5 protein-coding genes are annotated in these 6,688 nt (G+C 63.5%); 4 read left to right on the top strand and 1 reads right to left on the bottom strand.

Going from position 1 to position 6,688, the window contains the following annotated elements; genetic code table 11:
* Positions 1-381: 381 nt before the first annotated feature.
* Both HMPREF3087_RS06160 and HMPREF3087_RS10525 read left to right on the top strand, forming a co-directional pair.
* Positions 382-1,167: an exodeoxyribonuclease III gene (locus HMPREF3087_RS06160; RefSeq protein WP_070428476.1), complete on the top strand. Its 786-nt coding sequence runs from the start codon at positions 382-384 to the stop codon at positions 1,165-1,167.
* 12 nt (positions 1,168-1,179) lie between these two features.
* Positions 1,180-2,061: a hypothetical protein gene (locus HMPREF3087_RS10525; protein ID WP_141738892.1), complete on the top strand. Its 882-nt coding sequence runs from the start codon at positions 1,180-1,182 to the stop codon at positions 2,059-2,061.
* 72 nt (positions 2,062-2,133) lie between these two features.
* Here the strand turns inward: HMPREF3087_RS10525 and clpB are convergent, their stop codons facing one another.
* Entirely contained in the window at positions 2,134-4,731 is a 2,598-nt protein-coding gene (clpB, locus tag HMPREF3087_RS06150) for an ATP-dependent chaperone ClpB (protein WP_070428474.1), read from the bottom strand.
* Between the two features lie 129 nt (positions 4,732-4,860).
* Between clpB and HMPREF3087_RS06145 the strand changes: the two genes are divergently transcribed.
* Entirely contained in the window at positions 4,861-5,682 is an 822-nt protein-coding gene (locus HMPREF3087_RS06145; protein ID WP_070428473.1) for an enoyl-CoA hydratase, read from the top strand.
* 53 nt (positions 5,683-5,735) lie between these two features.
* Positions 5,736-6,656 carry an NAD-dependent epimerase/dehydratase family protein gene (locus HMPREF3087_RS06140; RefSeq protein WP_070428472.1) on the top strand — a complete coding sequence of 307 codons (921 nt, stop codon included), beginning with the start codon at positions 5,736-5,738 and terminating at the stop codon, positions 6,654-6,656.
* Positions 6,657-6,688: the final 32 nt, after the last annotated feature.

Genomic DNA, 6,688 nt, shown 5'->3' with positions numbered 1-6,688 from the left:
CCCTACGGCTAAGCCGCAGAAACCGGCTAAAGGGTGTTTTTTGGGGGCTCGGCTCAGCCCGTCAGGACGCCCTCCCCAAACGATCGAAGGCCCGGCCGTCAGTGGCCGGGCCTTCGGAGCACTCCCCTCGAGTACCTGGACGCATCCCCATACGTCCGTGATGTCCGCTCGATCCCCACCGAGCCGACGTGATCAAGCTTACATAAATAATAATTCCTCCGCATGCATATTTTCACGATACGGACATTATTTTTGGAAATTCGCCTTTTTCGCAGGCCAGACGGCTGTTCTTCAGGCCCTCTCATGCTTTCCACAGACCCGCGCACGTTTCCTGATAACAAGACCCGTGACCGTGTCAGTGCAAGCCGTTAGGGTGGACTCGTGCGAATTGTGAATTGGAATGTCAACTCGATCCGAGCCCGAACCGAGCGCATCGGGGCTTTTCTTGACCGCTCAGACGTCGACGTCTTGGCGATTCAAGAACTCAAGTGCCGCGACAGCCAGTTCCCGGAAGACATCTTCTCGTCCCGCGGCTACGAAGTCGCCTACCACGGCCTCAACCAGTGGAACGGCGTTGCCATCGCCAGCCGCGTTGGTCTCGACAATGTCGAAATCGGCTTTGCGGGCATGCCCGAATTCAACGACGCTCTCGAAGCCCGCGCACTGTCGGCCGACACCGGCGGGGTGCGCGTCTATTCGCTCTACGTGCCCAACGGGAGGGAACTCGACCACCCGCACTACCACTACAAGCTCGATTGGCTGGGCCACCTGCGCGATGTCGCAGCGAACCGGCTTGCCGCAGACCCCGACGACCGCTTCGTCATGGTCGGCGACTTCAACGTCGCCCCGCTCGACGAAGACGTCTGGGACATGGAGGCATTTGACGGCCTGACGCACGTGTCCGAACCCGAACGCGAAGCGTTCCGCAGCCTCACCGACGCGGGCCTGCAGGAAACCACCCGGCAGTTCACCCCCGGCCCCGGCGTCTACACCTACTGGGACTACCAGCGCCTGCGCTTCCCCAAGAGGGAGGGCATGCGCATCGACTTCCAACTGGCCTCACCGGCCCTTGCCGCCACCGCTGTCGACGCCCACATCGACCGCGAAGAACGCAAGGGCAAAGGAGCATCTGACCACGCGCCCGTTTGGGTGGACTACCGCATCTGACAGGGAGTTCTCATGCCAGCACAGCCGCCGACCAACCCGCCCCCAGGACCCTACGGACATAGGCCGCAGCCTCCACAACACGGTGGTGGCGGGCAGCCCCCGCAGTACGGCGGCAACCAGCAGTCCCCATACCAGAGCGGCAGTGGGCAGCCGCAGCACCAGAGCGGCGCCCCGCAGGCGTCACCCTACGGTGACGGGCAACCCCCGCAGTACGGCGGCGGCCAGCAGCCTCCCTACCCCGGCGGACCACAGCCTTCGCCCTTCGGGGCCCCTCCACCTCCGCCTAAAAAGAAGAACACGGGGCTGATCATCGGGCTCGTCGGCGGTGGATTGGTCCTGGTGCTCATCATCGTCGGCGCGCTGGGGCTCGGCCTCTTCGGCTTCTTCGCCTTCAAGAAGGACCCGGTAGCAGAACCCGCACCCGGCACCTCGTCACCTGACAGCAAACCGGCACCTCTGCCGGAGAACACAGGAGACCCCAACGACCCGGGATCGCAGGACGATGGTGACGCGCCTCCCCCGGGCAGCGATATCGCAACCAGCCTGGGAAAGCTCAAAGCCGGTGACTGCGTAATCAACCTTTCCACTGCCGGCCCACCAGCCACCGTGCCCTGCAGTGAACCCCACGTTCACCAGATCTTCTCGGTCGGCCGAACCTCCGACCAGTCGGATACCTATCCCGGCTACAGCACACTGAGCAAGGACGGCGAAAGCTACTGCAAGTCCGCGCGCTTCGAACTCGACACCGATCGCGCTGTCGCGGACGACCTCAAAATGGTCTTCTTCACCCCCAATGCAACGGGCTGGAAGGACCCCGACAACAGGCACATCGTCTGTGCGGTCCAGCGCAAGGACGGCTCAAAGATGTCCGAGGACTACAGCAAGACCGCCTAAGCAGCTTCTGAAACACAGGAAACGAGGGGCGCGGAGAATTTCTCCGCGCCCCTCGCGTGTGAACAGCCCGCGTCAGTCGGCGTGCTCAACCGGAACGATCGACAGACCACCAGATTCGGCGGTGTCGACGCGCACGGTGTCGCCATCGCGCACTTCGCCGGCCAGGATCTCCTTGGCCAGGCCATCGCCGATCGTGCGCTGCACCAGACGGCGCAGCGGGCGAGCGCCGAACGCCGGATCGTAGCCTTCCTGCGCCAAGTAGTCCGAAGCAGCCGGCGTGATGTCCAGAACAATGCGGCGGTCGCTCAGACGCTTCTGCATCGCATCGATCTGCAGATCCACAATCCGAGCGAGGTCCTCGCGGCTGAGAGCGTCGAACATGACAACGTCATCCAGACGGTTGAGGAACTCCGGCTTGAACGCGGTGCGCACCACATCCATGACCGACTCTTCCTTCGTCTTGGCATCGAGAGTCTGGTCCACCATGAACTGGCTTCCCAGGTTCGACGTCAGGATGAGCACCGTATTGCGGAAGTCAACGGTTCGGCCCTGACCGTCGGTCAGCCGACCGTCGTCCAGCACCTGCAGCAGAATGTCGAAGACATCCGGGTGAGCCTTCTCGACCTCGTCAAGCAGGACCACCGAGTATGGCCGGCGGCGGACCGCCTCGGTCAGCTGACCACCCGTTTCGTAGCCGACATAGCCCGGAGGCGCACCGACCAGACGAGCCACCGAGTGCTTTTCGCCGTATTCGGACATGTCGATCCTGATCATGGCGCGCTCGTCATCGAACAGGAAGTCAGCCAGGGACTTGGCCAGTTCCGTCTTGCCGACACCGGTCGGACCCAAGAACAGGAACGAACCCGTGGGACGGTTGGGGTCGGAAACCCCGGCGCGCGCACGGCGGATAGCGTCCGACACGGTCTCAACGGCCTTCTTCTGGCCGATGAGCCGCTTGCCGATGTGCTCTTCGGCGTGCAGCAGCTTCTCGCGTTCACCTTCCAGCAGACGGCCGGCGGGAATGCCCGTCCACGACGACACGACTTCGGCGATGTCGTCGGCCGTAACCTGCTCGCCCACCATCTGCTTGGTCTGGCCGGCTGCCGATTCGGCTTCTTCTGCCGCTGCGATCTCCTTTTCGACCTGCGGGATTTCGCCGTACAGCAGGCGCGAAGCCGTTTCGAGGTCCGTGTCGCGGCGCGCGATCTCAGCCTGGCTGCGCAGATCGTCGAGTTTCTGCCGCAGTTCGCCCAGGCGGTTCAGACCCGCACGCTGTGATTCCCACGCAGCGGTCAGACCGGACAGGGTTTCCTGCTTGTCTGCAAGGTCTTCACGCAGAGCGGCCAGGCGCTCCTTCGAGGCTTCGTCGGTTTCGGCCGACAGGGCCATTTCCTCCATTTTGAGGCGGTCGACATCGCGCTGCAGCTGGTCGATCTCGACGGGTGCCGAATCGATTTCCATGCGCAGGCGGCTGGCGGCCTCGTCAACGAGGTCAATCGCCTTGTCCGGCAGCTGCCTGTCGGTGATGTAGCGGTTCGACAGCGAGGCGGCGGCCACGAGAGCCGAGTCTGCGATCGTCACCTTGTGGTGAGCTTCGTAGCGTTCCTTCAGACCGCGCAGAATCGCAATCGAGTCCTCAACGCTGGGCTCACCGACGAACACCTGCTGGAACCTGCGCTCCAAGGCAGGGTCCGTTTCGATGTTCTCGCGGTACTCATCGAGCGTCGTCGCACCCACCAGCCGCAGTTCGCCGCGGGCCAGCATGGGCTTGAGCATATTGCCCGCATCCATTGCGGAGTCCCCCGTGGCACCTGCGCCGACGAGCGTGTGGATTTCGTCGATGAAGGTCACAATCTGGCCTTCGGAGTTCTTGATCTCCTCAAGAACGGCCTTCATGCGCTCTTCGAACTCGCCGCGGTACTTGGCACCGGCGACCATGGCCGACAGGTCGAGGCTGACCAGCTGCTTGCCGCGCAGGCTTTCGGGGACGTCGCCTGCGACCATGCGCTGCGCAAGGCCTTCGACGACAGCCGTCTTGCCCACACCGGCTTCACCGATGAGCACCGGGTTGTTCTTGGTGCGGCGCGACAGCACCTGGATGACCCGACGGATCTCAGAGTCACGGCCGATGACGGGGTCGAGTTTGCCGTCGCGGGCCTGCTGGGTCAGATCAAGACCGTACTTTTCCAGCGCCTGGAAGGTGTCTTCCGGGTTTTCGCTGGTGACCTTGCGACCACCGCGAACCTCCGGAAGAGCGGCCAGCAGCGCATCGCGGGAAATGCCTTCGGCACTGAGCAGCCGACCGGCTTCACCGGAATCAGCTGCAATACCCAGAAGGAGGTGTTCGGTCGACACGTACTGGTCACCGAGTGCCTGCATTTCCTTTTCAGCACTGCTGATGACCGACAGGCCGGCGCGCGAAAGCTGCGGCTGGCTGACGGAGGATCCGCTGGCAGACGGCAGACCGGCGACGATGGCCTGGGCACGGCTGCGAATCTCCTGGGGGCGTCCACCCAGGTGAGTGATGAGGGCACCGGCAATGCTGTCGTCACCCTCGAGCAGAGCAGCGAGGAGGTGTGCAGGCTCAACCTGCGAGTTTCCGCGCTCCGCGGCGTCCTTGATCGCGGTGGAAAGAGCCACCTGCGACCGTGACGTGAATTTGGTGTCCATGGGGACACCTCCCTTCGTGCAAAACTACGTTCATACAGGTAACTTCAATAAGGTTGAGTCTATTCCACTCAACTCATAATTTCTGACATATTCTTTCCGCACCGGCACGGACTTTGGCAGACTGAACACATGTCTGAAGAACTGGTCACGCTCGAATACGACGGCCCCGTTGCCTTCGTAACCCTCAACAGCCCCGGAAACCGCAACTCCATGTCGCGGAAGATGATGCACGAACTCATCGACGCCTTCCGCACGGTCGGCAAGGACACCGACGTACGCGCCGTTGTGCTGGCATCCACTGGCAAGGTGTTCTCCGCCGGGCACGATCTGCGCGAAGTCCAGGGCAGCGACCACGCAACACAGCAGAACATCTTCGACACCTGCACCCTGCTCATGCGCATCATCCAGTCGATTCCCCAGCCTGTCATCGCCGAAGTGCAGGGCCTGGCCACCGCTGCGGGCTGTCAGCTGGTGGCCACGTGCGACCTCGCGGTGGCTTCCGAAAGCGCCTCCTTCGCCACACCCGGTGTGACCATCGGCCTGTTCTGTTCGACCCCGATGGTGGCGCTGTCACGCGCGGTCAACCGCAAGACGGCCATGCGAATGCTCCTGACCGGCGAGCCGATCAAAGCAGAAGAGGCATTCCAGCGCGGCCTTGTTTCGCACACCGCACCGGCCTACGCCCTGCGCGAGCGCACACTCGAGGTGGCCCGCGCGGTCGCCCAGTCCTCATCGACCACGGTCTCGATCGGCAAGCGCGCCTTCTACGAGCAGATCTCACTGAGCGCAACCGAGGCCTATTCGCGCATGGGCCGGGTTATGGCGGACAACGCCGTCCTCAATGACGCCCAGGAGGGCATCACCGCTTTTCTCGAAAAGCGGTCCCCCGAATGGAGCCACGACCATTCCGAGGCCGAGGGGCTCGTCAGCAAGAACATCGACCGCAACTAGGCGACACTCGCGGCTTCCCGGCCAAAGCGGTCTAAGCGCGTTAACCTACGCGTATGACCGTTCTTGTCACCGGCGCTTCCGGATGCATTGGGCGCGCCGTCATCTCCGCACTGCGCGAAGCCGGCTACACCACGGTGAGCGCTGGGACGTCTGCACCGCTCGATGATTCCGTCGAGCACGTCGAATGGGACATCCGCGTGCCCGCTGATAACCGTTTCGCCGGGCGTGACTTCACCGCTGTCGTCCACGCTGCCGGAGTGAGCGGCGCCCACCTGTCGAGGGACGATGCCCACGGCGCCAATGTCACGGGGACCCGCAATGTTCTCGATGCCTTCCCCAAGGCGCGTTTCATCTACCTGTCATGCGCCGATGTCTACGATCCCCGCCGCGGCTACAAGGACCTGTACGAAGAGCGCGGCCCCGCGGAACTCGACTGCTTCACCACCGAGTACGAACGCTCCAAGGTCGAAGCCGAAAACGTCGTCACCCGCCTGCGCCCGGACGCCCTCATTCTGCGCCCCGCCCCCGTCTACGGACCCGGCGACAGGCGCAATTTCCCCTTCATTCAGTCGCTTGCCAGCAAGAAGGGACTCGTCGAACTTCCGGGAGGCGGCCGCCAGAAAACAGCGCTGGCCAGTTCAGACAATGTGGCCGCCGCCGTGCTCGCAGGTCTCAAGCACCCCGAGGCCTACGGCCCGATCAATGTGGCCGACCCCGAACCCTATGTTCTGCGTGACGCCATCAACACGTTCATGGCACGCGCGGGGCTCGTGCCGTTCCGCTTTGACGAGCGCGCCGCCGACCTCGCCCTGACAACCGCGTGGATGCGCGAAAAGACCGGCCGCAAGCCAAAAGACGGACTCGACCGCTTTGCCGTGCGCAAGATCTCCCAGTCCCGCTCGCTGAACCTGGGGAGGCTGCGCAGACTCCTGGGAGTTGAGCCGGTTCAGGGGCTTGCCCGCAGGGACAGCTGAATCGCACCCAGCCACAGCCCACCCACCGCACC

Source organism: Brevibacterium sp. HMSC22B09, assembly GCF_001806795.1.
In the GTDB taxonomy this organism is placed as follows: domain Bacteria; phylum Actinomycetota; class Actinomycetes; order Actinomycetales; family Brevibacteriaceae; genus Brevibacterium; species Brevibacterium ravenspurgense.
The sequence above is the reverse complement of the archived record's forward strand: the minus strand, read 5'-3'. Positions and strand labels throughout refer to the sequence as shown.